The organism is Rickettsia endosymbiont of Proechinophthirus fluctus (genome assembly GCF_001602635.1).
GTDB classification, from domain to species: Bacteria; Pseudomonadota; Alphaproteobacteria; order Rickettsiales; family Rickettsiaceae; genus Rickettsia; species Rickettsia rickettsii.
In genome coordinates this window covers 654755-668691 of the sequence record NZ_LECS01000004.1, presented here as the reverse complement: position 1 = coordinate 668691, position 13937 = coordinate 654755, and the positions used below count along the sequence as shown (strand labels likewise).

Below are 13937 nucleotides of genomic sequence, written 5' to 3'. Positions count from 1 at the left end.
CGGATCGATGTACAAATTACCTCTAGAAGTACAGTTTAGAAAGATGTCTAAAAAAACATCTTGCTGTTTAAATATTAGGTTTACTGAATGAAAAATAAAATCAAAATTCGTTTAAAATCATTTGATCACCGTAGTCTTGATCAAGCTACAAAAGAGATAGTTAGTGCTGTTAAAAGAACGTTTGCTAACATTAATGGTCCTATTCCTTTACCTAAAAAAATTGGAAGATTTACTATAAATAGGTCTCCTCATGTACATAAGAAGTCAAGAGAGCAATTTGAAATTAGAAAGCATAAAAGATTATTAGTTATAGGTGATCCGAATCCGGCGGTTGTCGATGCTTTAAGTAAAGTTGATTTAGCAGCAGGTGTTGATGTAGTGATTGAATTAGAGAGTGGGGAATAAATGAGAACTGGTATAATTGCTCAAAAAATTGGGATGACTAGTGTTTTTAATGATAAAGGCGAAAGAATTTCTTTAACATTGGTAAAAGTTGATGATTGTCAAGTAGTAGGACATAAAACTCTAGAAAAACATGGATATAATGCTTTGGTTATAGGTGTAAAAGATAAAAAAATATCTAGAGTAACCAAACCTATGAGACAAGTTTTTGCTAATGCTAAAATATCCCCTAAAACTAAATTAAAAGAATTTAGAATTTCTGAAGAGAATTTTATTGATATAGCAGCAAGTCTAGAAGTAGACCATTTTACGGCAGGACAATTTGTGGATATAACGGCAACTACTATAGGTAAAGGATTTGCCGGTAGTATGAAAAGACATAATTTTAGAGGTCTTGAAGCTTCTCACGGTGTTTCGATATCCCATCGTTCGCATGGTTCTACAGGACAAAGACAAGATCCAGGAAAGGTTTTCAAAGGCAAAAAAATGGCCGGTCATATGGGATGTAACCAAGTTACTATTCAAAATTTGAAAATATTTGCCGTTGATAAAGAGCGTAAGCTTATTATGATTCAGGGTAGTATACCCGGTCACAAAAATTCGTATCTTTCAGTAAAAGATGCAATAAAAAAGATTTCAATAACTGTATAATAGATATTTAGACATGTTTGTTGAGGTTAAAGATTATCACATTAACAAAACGCCATGCAATATTATTGATATAAAAGTTTTATATAAGACTGTATAAGGTTAAAATAAAGATGAAAACTAAAATATTAAGTCTTGCTAATGAAGAAGTTGGTGAGATTAGCTTAAATGAAGATATATTTGCTGTTGAATTTATCAGAGATGATATAATAAAGCAGGTTATTGATTGGCAGAGAGCTAAGGCAATGTCCGGTAACCACAAAACTAAAACAGTATCAGAAGTATTAGGAACCACAAAAAAACCGTTTAAGCAAAAAGGTACAGGTAATGCAAGACAAGGCTCCCTTAGATCGGTACAGATGCGTGGTGGTGGTGTAGCTCATGGACCTAGAGTACGTAGTCATGCAACGAAATTACCTAAAAAAGTACGAAAACTGGGTTTAATTCATGCTTTATCCGAGAAATGCGCTGAAGGAAAATTATTAGTAATAGATTCTTTAAAGCTAGATAAGCCTAAAACTTCTGCTCTTGTAAATATATTAAACAAATTTCAAGGGAAAAGTTTCTTTGTAATAGATGGAAATGAAGTAGATATTAATTTTTCTTTAGCTGCAAAAAATATTTATAATACTGTGATTGTTCCACAAATAGGAGCCAATGTTTATGATGTAATACGACATGAATATGTCCTATTATCACAAGAAGCAGTGAGTGTTTTAGAAGAGAGGTTAAGATGAGTGCTTATAAATACTACGATTTAATTAGAAAACCTATTATTACAGAAAAAACTACAACCCTTTCGGAACAAAATAAATACGCTTTTTATATAGATAAATTTGCTGAAAAACTTACCCTTAAAAAGGCTATAGAAGAAATATTTAAAGTAAAAGTAAAAAAAGTGAATATTTTAAACGTTAAAGGTAAGAAGAAAAGATTTAAAGGAATTATAGGGACTCAAATCAATAGAAAGAAAGCTATTGTTACATTAGAAAAAGACCATAATATCGATTTTGCCGGAGGAATTAAATAAATGGCTTTAAAAAATTTTAATCCAATTACTCCTTCTCTTAGAGAGTTAGTTCAAGTTGATAAAACTAGTTTATGGAAAGGCAGACCTTTAAAATCTTTGACCAAAGGTATATCTAAAACCGGTGGACGAAATAATCAAGGTAGAATTACTTCTTGGCACAGAGGTGGAGGACACAAAAAATTATATCGTATTATTGATTTTAAAAGAAATAAAATTGATGTTTCTGCTATTGTTGAAAGAATAGAGTATGACCCTAATAGAACTGCTTTTATTGCTTTAATAAAATATGAAGATGGGGAATATTCTTATATTCTAGCACCACAAAAATTATCTGTAGGTGATAGAGTAATATCAAGTCAAGATGCTGATATAAAAATAGGAAATTGTTTACCTTTAAAATGCATTCCTATCGGTACTACTTTACATAATGTTGAAATGAAAGTCGGTAAGGGCGGTCAAATTGCAAGGTCTGCAGGTACTTCAGTAGATCTAGTGGGTAAAGATTCAGGATATGCTCAGATTAAATTAAGATCAGGTGAATTTAGGTTAGTACCTTTAGATTGTAAAGCTACTATAGGTAGTATATCTAACCCGGATCAAAAAAATATTAATTTAGGTAAAGCCGGTAGAAATAGATGGCTAGGTTGGAGACCGCATGTTAGAGGTGTAGCAATGAATCCTGTAGATCACCCTCATGGCGGTGGTGAAGGTAAAACTTCAGGAGGTCGCCATCCTGTTACTCCTTGGGGATTCCCAACAAAGGGTAAGAAGACACGTAAAAATAAACGTACTTCAAAATTTATCGTAAAGAAAAGAAAATAGATTTTAAATTAATTAGGTATTAGTATGGCACGTTCAATATGGAAAGGGCCTTTTGTAGATGGTTATTTAATAAAGAAAGTTCAAAAATTAATGGAATCAGGTAAATCTGAAATGATTAAAACTTGGTCTAGAAGGTCAACGATTTTACCTATTTTTGTAGGGTTTACCTTTTCTGTGTATAATGGAAATAAATTTATTCCGGTTTCTGTAAATGAAGAAATGGTTGGAAGAAAATTAGGTGAGTTTGCTCCTACTAGAACATTTCACGGTCATGGAGCGGATAAAAAAATCAAAAGAAAATAAAGATTTATATGGTACAGGAAAATAAAAATTTTGCTACGGCACAAGCTAAATCTATTAGAGTAAGTTCAAGGAAGCTCAATTTAGTTGCAGCCTTTATTAGAAATATGAAAGTATCTGAAGCATTGGTACAATTAACTTTTTCTCCTAAAAGAATTGCAAAAGTTGTAAAAGATTGTCTACAATCTGCTGTTGCAAATGCTGAAAATAATTTAGGTCTAGATATAGATAGATTGGTTATTACTAAAGCGACTGTAGGTAAGGCTTTCGTAATGAAAAGAGTTATGCCAAGAGCAAAAGGAAGAGCAACTAGAATAAATAAGTTTTTTAGTAATCTTTATATAACTGTTACAGAAAAAGAGGATAATTAAAATGGGGCAGAAAGTTTGTGCACATGGTTTTAGAGTTGGACCGACTTTAATTAAAGGTTGGGATTCCATATTATATGCAGAAAAACATTATAAAACTCTTTTTATACAAGATTTAAAAATTAGGGATTTAATAAACAAGGGGTTTAATCAAGCCCAAATTAGTAGAGTTTTAATTGAACGCCCGTCTAATAAAAGTATTATAATTAATATTAATGCAAAAAAACCAAATATCATTATCGGTAGAAACGGTAGTGAAATTGATAAGCTAAAAAAAGCTATCGAGAAAATGACTTCTTTAAAAGAAGTTTATATAAATATTCACGAAGTTCGCAAATTTAATATAGATGCTGCTATAGTAGCTCAAACTATAGCACTACAGCTTGAAAAAAGAGCTTCTTTTAGAAAAGCCATGAAAACAGCAATTCAGGCGTCATTTAAACAAGGTGGACAAGGTATCAGGGTTAGTTGTTCAGGACGACTTGGAGGTGCTGAAATTGCTAGAACTGAATGGTATATAGAAGGAAGAATGCCGTTACATACTTTAAGAGCTGATATTGATTATTCAACAGCTGAGGCTATAACTACTTATGGAGTTATAGGGGTTAAAGTGTGGATTTATAAAGGTGAATATACAGAAAATAAAAGATATAATTAATTTTAAGTATTAAAATGTTAGCTCCAAAAAAACAAAAATTTAGAAAAGCTCATAAGGGTAGGGTTGCTTCAACAGCAAAAGCAGGTACGACGCTTGCTTTTGGATCATTTGGTCTAAAATCTATAGATGGTTGGCGTGTTACTGCAAGACAAATAGAAGCAGGAAGAAAAGCTGCTACTAGATGTATGAAAAGGCAAGGAAGATTATGGATTCGCATTTTTCCTGATGTTCCTGTTTCTAAAAAGCCTGCCGAAGTAAGAATGGGTAAAGGTAAAGGTTCTCCTGAATTTTTTGCAGTTAGAGTTTCGCCTGGAAGAATTATGTTTGAAATTGAAGGGGTAGAAGAAAATGTTGCACTTAGAGCTTTGGAGCTTGCAAGTGCAAAATTACCTGTTAGAACAAGGATAGTGAGACGTTATGAATGATTTAAAATTATTAAGAAGTAAGTTATCTACTGAAACAATAGAAGAGCTTTATAAAAACCTTAATCTTTTAAAAAAAGAATTGTTTAATTTAAGATTTCAACAAGCTTTAGGTGATTTAAAAAATACTAGTAGGTTTTCGTTAGTCAAAAAGTCTATAGCACGTATTAAAACTGAATTAACAAAAAGAGCTAATAGTGAGGAATATTAAAATGCCGAAAAGAGTATTACAAGGCGTGGTTATAAGTTCAAAAGCTGATAAGACGGTTACAGTAAAAGTAGAAAGAAAGTTTAAGCATCCTATTTATAAAAAATTTGTGAAAGTATCCAAAAAATATGCTGCTCATGATTCAGAAAATAAATATCAAGAAGGAGATAAAATTAGTATAATTGAAAGTCGGCCTATCTCAAAAACCAAAACATGGGTAGTGATAAATGGGGAATAAAGTTTTTTAATCTTTGACTTTATAAGGTAGATTGTTTATTTTATTTCTCGTGTATAAAAAATTGGAAGTAGTTTATGATTCAAATGCAGAGCATCTTGGAGGTTGCAGATAATTCCGGTGCTAAAAAAGTTATGTGTATTAAAGTTTTAGGTGGCTCTCACCATATGGTGGCAAAGCTGGGTGATGTTATAGTTGTATCTGTTAAAGATGCTATACCCGGCGGTAAGGTTAAAAAGGGTGATGTTTATAAAGGCGTGATTGTTCGTACAAAGACTGGAGTAGTAAGATCTGACGGTAGTACAATAAAATTTGATCAAAACGCATTAGTGCTTTTGAATAAACAAGATGAACCTATCGGTACTAGAGTTTTTGGTCCTGTTACAAGAGAACTTAGGGCGAAAAAATATGTTAGAATAATGTCGCTTGCAGAGGAAGTGTTATAAATGATTAAATTAAAAGTAAAAAAAGGTGATGAAGTTGTTGTTATTACCGGAAAGCATAAAGGAAAAAAAGGTAAAGTATTAAAAGTTTGCCCGGAGGACAGTAAAGTAATTGTTTCTGGAGTAAATGTAGTAAAAAAGCATACTAAATCTAATCAAATGAGTGAAGGCGGGGTAATAACTAAAGAATTACCTATACATATCTCAAATATTGCACACATCGATCCAAAAACCGGTAATCCTACCAAGATAGCTTTTAAATTCTTAGAAGACGGTTCTAAGGTTAGAGTAGCAAAGAAATCAGGGGAAATTATTGGTAAGGAAGGTAAATAATGTTAAGATTTAAAGAATTATATCAGCAAAAAATTATTGAAAACTTACAAAAAAATTTTTCTTATAAAAATAAACACGAAATACCGCAAATTAAGAAAATTGTGATAAATATGGGAGTAGGGGAAGCAATAGCCGATTCCAAAGTAATTAATAATGCAGTAAATGATCTTACTTTGATTTCCGGTCAGAAGCCGGTTGTAACGTTAGCAAGAAAATCTATTGCAACTTTTAAGTTACGCGAAAATATGAAAATAGGTTGCAAGGTTACATTACGTAAAGATAGAATGTATGATTTTTTAGAGAGGTTAGTAATTGTTGCATTACCCCGTGTTAAGGAATTTCGCGGTTTTTCTTATAAAAGTTTTGATGGTAAAGGGAATTTTACTTTTGGGTTAAAAGAGCAGATCGTTTTTCCTGAAATTAATTACGATAAAATCGATACAATAAGAGGTATGGATATTACAATCGTTACATCTGCTAAAACAGATCAAGAAAGTAAATTTTTGTTATCAGAGTTTAATTTACCTTTTTATAATTAATTTTTAGGATATATATAATGGCAAAAGTAAGTTCTATAAAAAAGAACGAAAGTAGGAAAAAAAAATCACAAAGTTTACATAATAAACGTTTAGCACTAAAAAGTAAAATTTATGATAAAAATATTTCATTAGAAGAGCGTTTTTCTTTGGTAATGTCACTTGCACAATTACCTAGAAATTCATCATCTACTAGAATAAGAAATAGATGTGAGCTTACAGGTAGACCAAGAGGTGTTACAAGAAAGTTTGGTATATCGAGGAATAAGCTTAGAGAATTAATAGGTAGAGGCTTAGTTCCCGGTGTAGTTAAGTCAAGTTGGTAAAAGTCGATAGGTGAATCATATGTCAATGACGGATAATGTCGCAGATATGTTAACTAGAATTAGAAATGCTTATAAAAGCAAATTGATAAATGTTTCTTTTCCTAGTTCTAAAATTAAAACTTCAATTTTAGATGTTTTGCAAAAAGAAGGTTATATAAAAGATTATATAACTACTCAAAAAAATAATATTAGTTATACTGAGGTAGCTTTAAAATACTCTGTTAATGGTGATGCTTCTATATGCGAAATTCATAGAGTATCAAAGCCTGGAAAAAGAGTATATTCTGCTATTAAAGATTTGAAAGGATATTATAATAATATGGGTATATATATTCTTTCTACTCCTTACGGTGTTATGTCTGATAGAGAAGCTCATATTAAAAATGTCGGCGGCGAAGTAATTTGTAAAGTATTTTAAGGTAAAAAATGTCACGTGTTGGAAAATTGCCAATTATTATACCTGAAGGTGTAAAAATTGGTTTAAATGATTTAGAAGTAAAAATATCCGGACCTAAAGGCGAATTATCAAAAACTTTTAAAGGTAATATAGCAATTTCATTGGCAGAAAATAAGCTTTTAGTAAAACCTTTAGCCACAAATAAAAATGCACGTGCTATGTGGGGTACTGCAAGGAGCATAATATCAAATATGGTTACCGGCGTTAAAGAAGGTTTTAAGCTTAAACTTGAAATTAATGGAGTCGGTTACAGGGCGATGGTAAAAGGTAAATATTTAAATTTAATGCTTGCTAAAAGCCATAATACAAAAATTGAAATACCTTCAGATATTAAAATAGAGATGCCTAAGCAAAATATTATTATTCTTGAGGGAACAGATAAAGAAAAATTAGGACAATTTGCTTCAATGATTATAAAACAGAGACCACCTGAGCCTTATAAAGGAAAAGGAATTAAATTTGAAAATCAATTTATACCGCGTAAAGAAGGTAAGAAAAATTAAATTTAAGAGTTAAATATGTATAGTGCTAAGCTAAAATTTGAAAAAAGAAGAAGTAGAATAAGACATAAAATATCTAAAACATCTAATAGAGTTAGATTATCAATATTTAAGTCAGGTAGACATATATATGCACAAATTATTGATGATTCTAAGTCTATAACGATTGCTGCTGCTTCAACTTTAGATGAGAAAATAAAAAAATTAAAAAAATCTCATTGTAATATTGAAAATGCTATCAAAGTAGGCAAAGAAATAGCAAAAAAAGCTGATTCTGCAGGGATAAAAGATGTAGTGTTTGATAGAGGCGGATATAAGTATCACGGTGTTGTAAAAGCGCTAGCTGATGCAGCTAGAGAGAAAATAAAATTTTAGGTTATAAGGTTGTAGTAATGTCTAAAGTTAAAAAAAATGATGAGACTTTAAGTGAAGTTTTAGTTGATGTAAATAGAGTTACAAAAGTAGTAAAAGGTGGTAGAAGCTTTGCTTTTTCTGCTTATGTAGTGGTCGGTGATAAAGCCGGCAGAGTCGGAGCAGGACACGGAAAAGCTAAAGAAGTAAATGAAGCTCGAGGAAAGGCAAAACAAGCCGCTAAAAAGAGAATGATGAAAGTACCGTTATATCAAAATAGGACTATTCACCATGACGTTGTCGGTAAAAGTGGAGCTGCTAAAGTGATTTTAAGAAGAGCTAAAGCAGGTACAGGCGTTATAGCCGGAGGATCTATGAGAGCAATTTTTGACTCTTTAGGCATTCATGATATTGTTGCTAAATCAATAGGTTCAACAAATGTTTACGCAATGATTTCTGCAACATTTGATGCATTAAATAAACTTGCATCACCAAAATCTATTGCTATGAGAAGAGATAAAAAAGTAAATGAAATATCTGTACAATCTGCTGACATTCAAGTTAATGAATAATGTTGCATAAGTAAGGTGAAGTTATGAATAATAAGATCAATAATATAAAAATTACTCAAGTTCACAGTGCTATAGGTCGTAAGTATGATCAAAGGTTGATATTAGTTGGGCTTGGTTTAAACAAAATTAATAAGAGCGTTATTCTTGCAAATACTAATTCAATCAAAGGGATGGTTAAAAAAGTAAAGCATTTGTTAAAAATAGAAAATATGTAATTAGAGTTTTTAAATGAAATTAAATGAATTATATAATAATATAGGTGCTAAAAAAAATAAGAAAAGAATAGCACGCGGTATTGGTAGTGGTAAAGGAAAAACCGGCGGTAGAGGAATTAAAGGTCAAAAATCTAGATCCGGCGTTGCAATAAAAAGTTTTGAAGGTGGTCAAACACCTATGATCAAAAGACTACCTAAAAGAGGGTTTAATTGTATTTCAACTAAAAAATACAATATAATAAATATTTATAATATTGAAGAAGCATTAGCCGATGGACGTTTAAGTGCTGATGATAATATTACGAAAGAAAAATTGGTAGAAGCCAGAGTAGTTAATAATAAAAATAATAAGAAATTAGTGAAATTATTATCTATTTGTAGTGATGATTTCGCTGCTCCTCTATCATTAAAATTAGATGCTTATTCTTCTAAAGCTAAGGATTTAATCGAGAAAGCAGGTGGAAAATTATTATAGTATATGGGGCAGAATTTTTCTAAAAAATCCGGTAATGATTTAGTTAGTCGCATTGTTTTTACTATTCTCATTCTTATAGTATGTAGATTTGGGTCTTTTATACCTATACCTGGTATAGATTCAATTGCTTTCAGTAGTGTGGCTGCAAAGAATCAATCTGGAATACTCGGAATGTTTAATATGCTATCCGGAGGATCGCTAGGTAGAATGTCCATTTTTGCTTTAGCAATTATGCCGTATATTACTGCCTCAATTATTATCCAATTAATGTCTGTTGCATATAAACCTTTGGAAAATTTAAAAAAAGAAGGGGAAGTTGGCAAAAGAAAAGTAAATCAGCTATCGAGATATTTAACGGTTCTGCTTGCTTCTTTTCAGGCTTATGGAGTTGCTATAAGTTTAGAATCGATTGTAACAAATACTGGTCCTGTAGTAATCTTAGCAGGTTTTTTCTTTAGAGTTACAACCGTAATTACTTTAGTTGTAGGCACGATGCTATTAATGTGGTTAGGAGAACAAATTACACAGCGCGGAATAGGTAATGGTACGTCTTTAATTATATTTATAGGTATAATTTCAGGAGTACCTAGTGCTATTATTAGTATGTTTGAATTATCAAGAAAAGGAGCATTATCGCCTTTAATAGCGATAGCTGTTTGTATTGGAGTAGTTGTATTAATAGCTATAATTATATTTTTTGAAAGAGCCCAAAGAAAATTATTGGTGCAGTATCCTAAAAGACAAGTAGGAAATAAAATTTATGGAGGCGAAGCAACCCATATGCCTCTCAAGTTAAATACTTCTGGTGTAATACCTCCAATATTTGCTAGTTCAATTTTACTATTTCCTGCTACGCTTGCTAATTTTTCTAATAGTAATTCAGAAACTATGGGCATGCTTACTTATTACTTAGGGCATGGAAAACCTGTATATATTTTATTATATGTAGCATTAATTATGTTTTTTAGTTTTTTTTATACTGCAATAGTATTTAATTCTGAAGAAACTGCTAATAATTTAAGAAAATACGGTGCTTATATTCCAGGTAAAAGACCAGGAAAAAATACGTCTGATTATTTTGATTATATACTTACAAGGCTTACGGTTATAGGTGGGATATATTTAAGTATAATATGTGTAATTCCGGAGCTATTAATGAATAAATATGTAATCTCTCTTTCTTTAGGAGGTACGAGTTTTTTAATTGTAGTGAACGTGGTACTTGATACTATGACTCAGATTCAAACTTACTTATTTAGCAGTAAGTATGAAGGTTTAATGAAGAAAATAAAATTAAAAAATTAAAAATGAGCTTAAATAGTGATAGTAATTTTTTTAGGTCCTCCAGGAGCAGGAAAGGGTACACAAGGAAAAAAGATAGCTAAAAAAATTGATTTACCACATATAGCAATCGGTGATATATTTAGAACAATTATTAAAACATCAACTAGTGAAGCAGAGTTAATTAATAATTATATTAGACAAGGGGAGCTTATCCCTAATGAAATAGTTAATCAAGTAATCAAAAATTTTTTATTATCCTCTGAATATAAAAACGGCTACATATTAGATGGATATCCGCGTAATTTAGAGCAAGCGAAATTTTTTGAATCATTTATTAAAGAAAAAATTAAAATAATATATTTTGATGTTTCAGGTGAATTATTAATTAAAAGAATTTTAGGAAGATATAGTTGTAAAAATTGCGGTAAAATATATAATAAGTACTTCTTGCAGCCTAAAATTGATAATGTATGTGATGTTTGCGGTTCAAGTACATTTGATTATAGAAAAGACGATAATGAAGAAGTAATAAAAAAAAGAATTGAAGTATATAAGACAGAAACATATCCGTTAATAGATTACTATAAAAATAGTGGTAATTTTTATATAGTTAATGGAAGTAAAAATGAACAAGAAATAGAAATTGATATACAGAAAATACTAAAAATAAATTGACTTTATCAAAGATTTTTATATTATTTTTTAGTTACCAGTAAAATGTTGGAGATTATTTGTGGCAAGAATTGCAAGTGTTAATATTCCTGATAATAAACGTTTAGTTGTGAGTTTAACTTACATTTACGGTCTTGGGCCTACTATGGCAGCAGAGATCTGTAATAAAGCAAAAATATCGAAAGATAAAAAAGTGAAAGAACTGACAGATCAAGAGTTAATAGGTTTACGTAATATTATTGAAAGTGAGTATAAAGTTGAGGGTGATTTAAGACGAGAAGTTACGCTTAATATTAAGAAAAAGAAAGATATAAGATGTTATCAAGGACTTAGACATATACGTAAGTTGCCGGTGAGAGGACAGAACACGCATTCTAATGCTCGAACTAGAAAAGGTAAAGTTATTGCGATAGCCGGAAAGAAAAAAGCTGTAAAATAATAGTTTAAGTATAGAGTATAAATAATGAATCAGACGGTTAAAGTTAAGAAAAAGAAAAAAACTATCACTCTTGGTGTTGTGCATATCCGAGCATCATTTAATAATACTATAGTAACATTTACTGATATCCAAGGTAATACTATTTCTTCTGCATCGGCAGGAGGTAATGGGTTTAAAGGGGCAAGAAAAGCAACACCTTATGCAGCTCAAGTAACAATTGATAGAGCATCGGAAAAAGCAAAAGAATATGGTCTAAAAACTATTTCTATTAGGATTGGAGGACCGGGGGCTCAGCGTGAATCAGCAATGAGAGCTTTATTCGGACAAAATTTTGTGGTTACATCAATTTTAGATGTATCGTCAATTGCTCATAATGGAGTAAGACCGCCAAAAAGAAGAAGAGTATAAGAGAATCATAGGTATTAAATGTTATCGTTAAGTAAAAATTGGAATACTTTAATAAAGCCGAATAAAGTTGCTTATGAAAATTTTCCAGAAACCAATAATAAAGCTAAAGTTGTAGTTGAACCTTTAGAAAGAGGTTTTGGTTTAACACTCGGTAATGCTATGAGAAGAGTATTACTTTCTTCTTTACAAGGAGCAGCTATCACGTCTATAAAGATTCCTGCTATAGAACATGAATTTTCTTCTATACCCGGTGTAAAAGAAGATGTATCAGAAGTGATTTTAAACATTAAAGGTATTGAAGTAAAAATGCATGTTGCAGAAAAACGTATCATGAAATTAAAAGCAACAGGACCTTGTGTTGTAACAGCCGGTATGATTGAAACAGGTCATGATGTAGAAATACTGAATCCGGATCATGTAATTTGTGATCTAGCTAAGGACAAGCAGCTTGAAATGGAATTAACTTGCAAGGTTGGTAAAGGATATGTACTTAGCACAAATAGTTATGAGGATAATTTACCTATTGGTGAAATAGCTATAGATGCTTTATTTAATCCGGTAAAGAGTGTTACTTATAAGGTAGAAAATACTAGGGTAGGTCAGGTTACCGATTATGATAAATTAATTATGTTTATAGAAACTAACGGTGATGTATTACCTGAAATGGCTGTAGGTTTAGCTGCACGTATTTTACAGGAGCAATTACAATTATTTATTTCTTTTGAAGAACAGGAAGAAGATAAGCAAGTTAAAACTGATGCTTTACCATTTTCACCTTATTTACTTAAGAGAGTTGATGAATTGGAATTATCAGTTAGATCGGCAAATTGTTTGAAAAATGATAATATAATATATATAGGGGATCTAGTAAAAAGAACGGAATCTGATATGCTAAGAACTCCAAATTTCGGTAGAAAATCTTTAAATGAGATTAAAGAAATATTGACAAAATTTAATTTAAGATTCGGTATGGATGTACCGGATTGGCCACCGGAAAATATTCAGGAATTATCTAAACGTTATGAAGATTCTTATAATTAAGGACTAAAAAATGCGACATAAAATTAAAGGTAGAAAGTTAAATGTAACAAGTAGTCATCGGCAAGCAATGCTCGCTAATATGGCTGTAGCACTTGTAACCCATGAACAAATTAAAACTACTTTACCAAAAGCTAAGGAATTAAGACCTTATATTGAAACTCTAATTACTAAAGCTAAAAAAGCTGATTTAATGGTAAGAAGAAGCGTTTTATCAAAAATAAAAGATAAAACAGCAGTAGAAAAGCTTATAAATATTTTAGGTACCAGATATAAAGATAGACCTGGCGGTTATACTAGAATAATAAAAGCCGGATTCCGTTATGGTGATTTAGCACCAATAGCATATATTGAATTTGTAGATAGAGATATTAATGCTAAAGGAAATATACAGCAAGATGCTAATGAAGAAGTTAAAAATTAAAATATAAGGGACTCGGTGATGGCTAATCATTCTTCAGCAAAAAAAGCTGCTAGACAAACAGTAAAAAGAACTCTAATCAATAAAAAACGATCTAGTGCAATAAAAACTTTTATAAAGAAAGTTGTACATGAAATCAGTCTTGGTAATAAAGAAAATGCTAACATAGCTTTATCTGTTGCTCAGTCTAAGATAATGCAAGGTGTGAAAAAAAATATAATTAAATTAAATACCGCCTCAAGAAAAATCAGCAGATTATCAAGGCAAATAAAAAGTTTGAAAGTAAATAACACTTTATAGTAATTTAAAAGCAAAAACTAATAAAATTTTGCTAAATTATTTATATACTTCTTATGGATTATAAATGATGTTAT

At 30.8% G+C, this 13937-nt stretch carries 28 protein-coding genes; all 28 read left to right on the top strand.

Translation table 11 applies throughout. From position 1 onward, the window contains the following. Positions 1–87 precede the first annotated feature (87 nt). The 28 genes from rpsJ to rpsT all read left to right on the top strand — a co-directional run bounded on the left by rpsJ (position 88) and on the right by rpsT (position 13863). Positions 88–405 (top strand): 30S ribosomal protein S10, encoded by a 318-nt coding sequence (rpsJ, locus tag BG75_RS05475; RefSeq protein ID WP_062811709.1) that lies wholly within the window; start codon positions 88–90, stop codon positions 403–405. Then, on the top strand, positions 406–1053 hold the full coding sequence (gene rplC / locus BG75_RS05470; protein WP_012151152.1) for a 50S ribosomal protein L3: 648 nt from the start codon (positions 406–408) through the stop codon (positions 1051–1053). Positions 1054–1163: 110 nt separating this feature from the next. Next, on the top strand, positions 1164–1787 hold the full coding sequence (rplD, locus tag BG75_RS05465) for a 50S ribosomal protein L4 (RefSeq protein ID WP_062811708.1): 624 nt from the start codon (positions 1164–1166) through the stop codon (positions 1785–1787). Next, the gene (rplW, locus tag BG75_RS05460) at positions 1784–2080 is read left to right on the top strand and encodes a 50S ribosomal protein L23 (RefSeq protein WP_062811707.1); all 297 of its coding nucleotides are present in this window, start codon (positions 1784–1786) and stop codon (positions 2078–2080) included. Before rplD ends, rplW begins: the two co-directional genes overlap by 4 nt. Next, positions 2081–2902, top strand: a complete 822-nt coding sequence (gene rplB / locus BG75_RS05455) for a 50S ribosomal protein L2 (RefSeq protein WP_012151149.1) — start codon at positions 2081–2083, stop codon at positions 2900–2902. A 24-nt stretch (positions 2903–2926) separates the two neighbouring features. After that, the gene (gene rpsS / locus BG75_RS05450; protein ID WP_062811706.1) at positions 2927–3205 is read left to right on the top strand and encodes a 30S ribosomal protein S19; all 279 of its coding nucleotides are present in this window, start codon (positions 2927–2929) and stop codon (positions 3203–3205) included. Positions 3206–3213: 8 nt separating this feature from the next. After that, positions 3214–3573 carry a 50S ribosomal protein L22 gene (gene rplV, locus BG75_RS05445; RefSeq protein ID WP_062811705.1) on the top strand — a complete coding sequence of 120 codons (360 nt, stop codon included), beginning with the start codon at positions 3214–3216 and terminating at the stop codon, positions 3571–3573. Between the two features lies 1 nt (position 3574). Continuing rightward, a complete protein-coding gene (gene rpsC / locus BG75_RS05440) occupies positions 3575–4228 on the top strand; it encodes a 30S ribosomal protein S3 (RefSeq protein ID WP_062811704.1) in 654 nt (217 codons plus the stop codon). A 14-nt stretch (positions 4229–4242) separates the two neighbouring features. Further along, the gene (gene rplP, locus BG75_RS05435) at positions 4243–4653 is read left to right on the top strand and encodes a 50S ribosomal protein L16 (RefSeq protein WP_004997806.1); all 411 of its coding nucleotides are present in this window, start codon (positions 4243–4245) and stop codon (positions 4651–4653) included. Then, positions 4646–4861 (top strand): 50S ribosomal protein L29, encoded by a 216-nt coding sequence (rpmC, locus tag BG75_RS05430; RefSeq protein WP_004997809.1) that lies wholly within the window; start codon positions 4646–4648, stop codon positions 4859–4861. The genes rplP and rpmC overlap by 8 nt, the downstream gene beginning before the upstream one ends. 1 nt (position 4862) lies before the next feature. Then, entirely contained in the window at positions 4863–5096 is a 234-nt protein-coding gene (rpsQ, locus tag BG75_RS05425; RefSeq protein ID WP_062811703.1) for a 30S ribosomal protein S17, read from the top strand. Positions 5097–5170: 74 nt separating this feature from the next. Then, positions 5171–5539 (top strand): 50S ribosomal protein L14, encoded by a 369-nt coding sequence (gene rplN, locus BG75_RS05420; RefSeq protein WP_062811702.1) that lies wholly within the window; start codon positions 5171–5173, stop codon positions 5537–5539. After that, positions 5540–5869 (top strand): 50S ribosomal protein L24, encoded by a 330-nt coding sequence (gene rplX, locus BG75_RS05415; RefSeq protein ID WP_062811701.1) that lies wholly within the window; start codon positions 5540–5542, stop codon positions 5867–5869. Next, on the top strand, positions 5869–6408 hold the full coding sequence (rplE, locus tag BG75_RS05410; RefSeq protein ID WP_062811700.1) for a 50S ribosomal protein L5: 540 nt from the start codon (positions 5869–5871) through the stop codon (positions 6406–6408). The genes rplX and rplE overlap by 1 nt, the downstream gene beginning before the upstream one ends. 17 nt (positions 6409–6425) lie before the next feature. Beyond that, entirely contained in the window at positions 6426–6731 is a 306-nt protein-coding gene (gene rpsN, locus BG75_RS05405) for a 30S ribosomal protein S14 (RefSeq protein ID WP_008580947.1), read from the top strand. A 19-nt stretch (positions 6732–6750) separates the two neighbouring features. Next, positions 6751–7149, top strand: a complete 399-nt coding sequence (rpsH, locus tag BG75_RS05400; RefSeq protein ID WP_010977581.1) for a 30S ribosomal protein S8 — start codon at positions 6751–6753, stop codon at positions 7147–7149. Between the two features lie 8 nt (positions 7150–7157). Beyond that, the gene (rplF, locus tag BG75_RS05395; RefSeq protein WP_062811699.1) at positions 7158–7691 is read left to right on the top strand and encodes a 50S ribosomal protein L6; all 534 of its coding nucleotides are present in this window, start codon (positions 7158–7160) and stop codon (positions 7689–7691) included. 15 nt (positions 7692–7706) lie between these two features. Beyond that, positions 7707–8063 carry a 50S ribosomal protein L18 gene (gene rplR, locus BG75_RS05390; RefSeq protein WP_062811698.1) on the top strand — a complete coding sequence of 119 codons (357 nt, stop codon included), beginning with the start codon at positions 7707–7709 and terminating at the stop codon, positions 8061–8063. 17 nt (positions 8064–8080) lie between these two features. Beyond that, entirely contained in the window at positions 8081–8611 is a 531-nt protein-coding gene (gene rpsE, locus BG75_RS05385) for a 30S ribosomal protein S5 (RefSeq protein ID WP_062811697.1), read from the top strand. A 23-nt stretch (positions 8612–8634) separates the two neighbouring features. Next, positions 8635–8826 carry a 50S ribosomal protein L30 gene (gene rpmD / locus BG75_RS05380; protein ID WP_012151139.1) on the top strand — a complete coding sequence of 64 codons (192 nt, stop codon included), beginning with the start codon at positions 8635–8637 and terminating at the stop codon, positions 8824–8826. 13 nt (positions 8827–8839) lie between these two features. Next, on the top strand, positions 8840–9301 hold the full coding sequence (gene rplO / locus BG75_RS05375; protein WP_062811696.1) for a 50S ribosomal protein L15: 462 nt from the start codon (positions 8840–8842) through the stop codon (positions 9299–9301). 3 nt (positions 9302–9304) lie between these two features. Continuing rightward, entirely contained in the window at positions 9305–10606 is a 1302-nt protein-coding gene (gene secY / locus BG75_RS05370; protein WP_062811695.1) for a preprotein translocase subunit SecY, read from the top strand. A 15-nt stretch (positions 10607–10621) separates the two neighbouring features. Continuing rightward, positions 10622–11260 carry an adenylate kinase gene (locus tag BG75_RS05365; protein WP_062811694.1) on the top strand — a complete coding sequence of 213 codons (639 nt, stop codon included), beginning with the start codon at positions 10622–10624 and terminating at the stop codon, positions 11258–11260. A gap of 58 nt (positions 11261–11318) precedes the next feature. Beyond that, positions 11319–11696 (top strand): 30S ribosomal protein S13, encoded by a 378-nt coding sequence (gene rpsM, locus BG75_RS05360; protein ID WP_062811693.1) that lies wholly within the window; start codon positions 11319–11321, stop codon positions 11694–11696. Between the two features lie 24 nt (positions 11697–11720). Beyond that, positions 11721–12104, top strand: coding sequence for a 30S ribosomal protein S11 (rpsK, locus tag BG75_RS05355; RefSeq protein WP_008580920.1), 384 nt, complete (start codon positions 11721–11723; stop codon positions 12102–12104). 18 nt (positions 12105–12122) lie between these two features. Then, the gene (locus BG75_RS05350; RefSeq protein ID WP_062811692.1) at positions 12123–13145 is read left to right on the top strand and encodes a DNA-directed RNA polymerase subunit alpha; all 1023 of its coding nucleotides are present in this window, start codon (positions 12123–12125) and stop codon (positions 13143–13145) included. 10 nt (positions 13146–13155) lie between these two features. Further along, on the top strand, positions 13156–13566 hold the full coding sequence (rplQ, locus tag BG75_RS05345) for a 50S ribosomal protein L17 (RefSeq protein WP_062811691.1): 411 nt from the start codon (positions 13156–13158) through the stop codon (positions 13564–13566). A gap of 18 nt (positions 13567–13584) precedes the next feature. Beyond that, positions 13585–13863, top strand: coding sequence for a 30S ribosomal protein S20 (gene rpsT, locus BG75_RS05340; protein ID WP_004997845.1), 279 nt, complete (start codon positions 13585–13587; stop codon positions 13861–13863). Positions 13864–13937 lie beyond the last annotated feature (74 nt).

Coding starts and splice junctions, on each gene's coding strand:
- rpsJ (WP_062811709.1), top strand. CDS start 88: ATGAAAAATAAAATCAAAATTCGTTTAAAATCATTTGATCACCGTAGT.
- rplC (WP_012151152.1), top strand. CDS start 406: ATGAGAACTGGTATAATTGCTCAAAAAATTGGGATGACTAGTGTTTTT.
- rplD (WP_062811708.1), top strand. CDS start 1,164: ATGAAAACTAAAATATTAAGTCTTGCTAATGAAGAAGTTGGTGAGATT.
- rplW (WP_062811707.1), top strand. CDS start 1,784: ATGAGTGCTTATAAATACTACGATTTAATTAGAAAACCTATTATTACA.
- rplB (WP_012151149.1), top strand. CDS start 2,081: ATGGCTTTAAAAAATTTTAATCCAATTACTCCTTCTCTTAGAGAGTTA.
- rpsS (WP_062811706.1), top strand. CDS start 2,927: ATGGCACGTTCAATATGGAAAGGGCCTTTTGTAGATGGTTATTTAATA.
- rplV (WP_062811705.1), top strand. CDS start 3,214: ATGGTACAGGAAAATAAAAATTTTGCTACGGCACAAGCTAAATCTATT.
- rpsC (WP_062811704.1), top strand. CDS start 3,575: ATGGGGCAGAAAGTTTGTGCACATGGTTTTAGAGTTGGACCGACTTTA.
- rplP (WP_004997806.1), top strand. CDS start 4,243: ATGTTAGCTCCAAAAAAACAAAAATTTAGAAAAGCTCATAAGGGTAGG.
- rpmC (WP_004997809.1), top strand. CDS start 4,646: ATGAATGATTTAAAATTATTAAGAAGTAAGTTATCTACTGAAACAATA.
- rpsQ (WP_062811703.1), top strand. CDS start 4,863: ATGCCGAAAAGAGTATTACAAGGCGTGGTTATAAGTTCAAAAGCTGAT.
- rplN (WP_062811702.1), top strand. CDS start 5,171: ATGATTCAAATGCAGAGCATCTTGGAGGTTGCAGATAATTCCGGTGCT.
- rplX (WP_062811701.1), top strand. CDS start 5,540: ATGATTAAATTAAAAGTAAAAAAAGGTGATGAAGTTGTTGTTATTACC.
- rplE (WP_062811700.1), top strand. CDS start 5,869: ATGTTAAGATTTAAAGAATTATATCAGCAAAAAATTATTGAAAACTTA.
- rpsN (WP_008580947.1), top strand. CDS start 6,426: ATGGCAAAAGTAAGTTCTATAAAAAAGAACGAAAGTAGGAAAAAAAAA.
- rpsH (WP_010977581.1), top strand. CDS start 6,751: ATGTCAATGACGGATAATGTCGCAGATATGTTAACTAGAATTAGAAAT.
- rplF (WP_062811699.1), top strand. CDS start 7,158: ATGTCACGTGTTGGAAAATTGCCAATTATTATACCTGAAGGTGTAAAA.
- rplR (WP_062811698.1), top strand. CDS start 7,707: ATGTATAGTGCTAAGCTAAAATTTGAAAAAAGAAGAAGTAGAATAAGA.
- rpsE (WP_062811697.1), top strand. CDS start 8,081: ATGTCTAAAGTTAAAAAAAATGATGAGACTTTAAGTGAAGTTTTAGTT.
- rpmD (WP_012151139.1), top strand. CDS start 8,635: ATGAATAATAAGATCAATAATATAAAAATTACTCAAGTTCACAGTGCT.
- rplO (WP_062811696.1), top strand. CDS start 8,840: ATGAAATTAAATGAATTATATAATAATATAGGTGCTAAAAAAAATAAG.
- secY (WP_062811695.1), top strand. CDS start 9,305: ATGGGGCAGAATTTTTCTAAAAAATCCGGTAATGATTTAGTTAGTCGC.
- rpsK (WP_008580920.1), top strand. CDS start 11,721: ATGAATCAGACGGTTAAAGTTAAGAAAAAGAAAAAAACTATCACTCTT.
- BG75_RS05350 (WP_062811692.1), top strand. CDS start 12,123: ATGTTATCGTTAAGTAAAAATTGGAATACTTTAATAAAGCCGAATAAA.
- rplQ (WP_062811691.1), top strand. CDS start 13,156: ATGCGACATAAAATTAAAGGTAGAAAGTTAAATGTAACAAGTAGTCAT.
- rpsT (WP_004997845.1), top strand. CDS start 13,585: ATGGCTAATCATTCTTCAGCAAAAAAAGCTGCTAGACAAACAGTAAAA.